Raw genomic sequence first — 1,859 nt, 5'->3', positions numbered from 1 at the left:
TCAAAAATACCTAAACGAAAGAGCAATAATGAATGAAAGAAATGATTGTGATTAATAATAAACTAAATATAAAACGACACACAACATCGGTTAACGAGCAAATACCGGTGGATCGTTCAAAAATGACATTTTTGAGTACCTTTAAAATGATAACTTAACCGAAAATTTACGTTTCCCAGGTCCGCTACTTGCGTTAACCGGAGACGTTGCCACACATTTAAAAAAAACATATGGAATTAGACCAATTTATTACCACAACCCTTAAATCAATAATAAAGTCTATTAATGAAACAAAGGAGTTTGCCGAATCGAATGGAGCAATAATTAATCCAGTCATAATGGAACGAATAGAAGACCACAACCAAACGACTTCTATTTGGAGAAAAGATGGTAAAGATGGTAGAAGACATTTAACAAGTGTGGATTTTGATGTTGCTGTAACTGCTTCTAATGAAGAAAACAGCAAAATTGGTGGCGGACTTAAAATCCAAGTTTTGAATTTAGGCGCTTCAACTTCAGAAAATTTGACTAATGAATCAACATCCCGCATAAAGTTTAGTCTAAAAGTAGCTTTGCCTCATCAAGGTGATAAATAAAAATTTTCTTTTAACACTCACTCATTATAACTAAATACTATCGTAAGAATATTTTTCATATATTTGCTCTATAATAAATAAAAGAAGTTATATGAAAAATTTATCTGAATTCCTGTACGGAACTGAATCAAGTGAGAAAATGAGACTGTTTGATTCTAAGATTAAAGAGCTTAACCAAAAACACGAGGAAGCTCTCAATGGTGAACAAGTAGATAGCAAGTTTTTTGTTGACTGGACAACTGGGAAAAATATTAATAAGCTTCAAATAACAGACAATGAATTGAATGCTAATATTGCAAATGATATTAATCAGGTTTTTAATAGCATATTTAAATGAAAAACGTGTGGCAACATCGGTTAACGAGCAAATAGCTGAGATCCTTCAAAAATGACATTTTTGACTACCTTTAAAAAGACAACTTAGCTGACAAAAAAATCGTTTTCCAACATCCGCTACTTGCGTTAACCGGAGACGTTGTACAACATTCAGATATGAATTTTCTTAAAAAAATTACCTTAGGAATTTTAATTGTATTTTGTTTGATTCTAGTTTGGGTTGTTTTCGAACTTAATGCTGAAGCCCGAGAGGAAGCAAAATTTTTGAATGTTCAAATTCCTGGTAATATGAGTTTTGAAAAACCAGTTGAATTTCTGACCGATAATCAAATAGACTCCTTGGAATCCATGGATGTTAATCAAGAAAAAATTGTGGTAGTTGGAAACGGTTATAATGGTTATGATTTTTATATGTGGCACAAACCAACTGAAAAAGGAGAAATCTACATTAAAGCTTTTGAATTAACACAATACATTCAATTGTCGAGAGAAATATTAGCTAAACGGACTAAAAACGAAGTTAGGGACTTGAGTGGTGATTATAAATTATACAAAGGAACTTCAGTAATATATGAAGGAACTTTTTCAAATTTTTATCCGACTCGGTTTGAATTATGGTTTAAATCTAAAAGTTCGGGAATTGAAGAAAAACTGACTGATAAAAATTATCTTATTGATGGATGGGATAGATAGAACGTTGTACAACATCGGTTAACTAAAATGGCTTTTTTGAAAGATATTTTCCTACATTTATTTCCATAAGACTAACCCGTTGCGCCGGACAACTGATGCATTCCCTACACGCCACTTTTGTTAACCGGGAACGTTGGGCACAATTAAAACCGAATGAACAAACTTCTCATTTTACTTTCCTCTATATTATTAATTGGTTGCTGTGATAAACCAAAATTGCTGAAAAACGGATTG

3 protein-coding genes are annotated in these 1,859 nt (G+C 32.2%); all 3 read left to right on the top strand.

Going from position 1 to position 1,859, the window contains the following annotated elements; genetic code table 11:
• Window positions 1-230 precede the first annotated feature (230 nt).
• The 3 genes from ACFQ1G_RS01330 to ACFQ1G_RS01320 all read left to right on the top strand — a co-directional run bounded on the left by ACFQ1G_RS01330 (window position 231) and on the right by ACFQ1G_RS01320 (window position 1,625).
• Entirely contained in the window at window positions 231-596 is a 366-nt protein-coding gene (locus ACFQ1G_RS01330; RefSeq protein WP_380736437.1) for a hypothetical protein, read from the top strand.
• 91 nt (window positions 597-687) lie between these two features.
• A complete protein-coding gene (locus tag ACFQ1G_RS01325) occupies window positions 688-933 on the top strand; it encodes a hypothetical protein (RefSeq protein ID WP_380736436.1) in 246 nt (81 codons plus the stop codon).
• A 155-nt stretch (window positions 934-1,088) separates the two neighbouring features.
• Complete coding sequence (locus ACFQ1G_RS01320; RefSeq protein WP_380736435.1) at window positions 1,089-1,625, top strand: hypothetical protein; 537 nt, start codon at window positions 1,089-1,091, stop codon at window positions 1,623-1,625.
• Window positions 1,626-1,859: the final 234 nt, after the last annotated feature.

It is taken from the genome of Salinimicrobium gaetbulicola (genome assembly GCF_042676025.1).
Lineage (GTDB): Bacteria > Bacteroidota > Bacteroidia > Flavobacteriales > Flavobacteriaceae > Salinimicrobium > Salinimicrobium gaetbulicola.
This window is presented reverse-complemented; position numbering and strand designations above follow the sequence as displayed.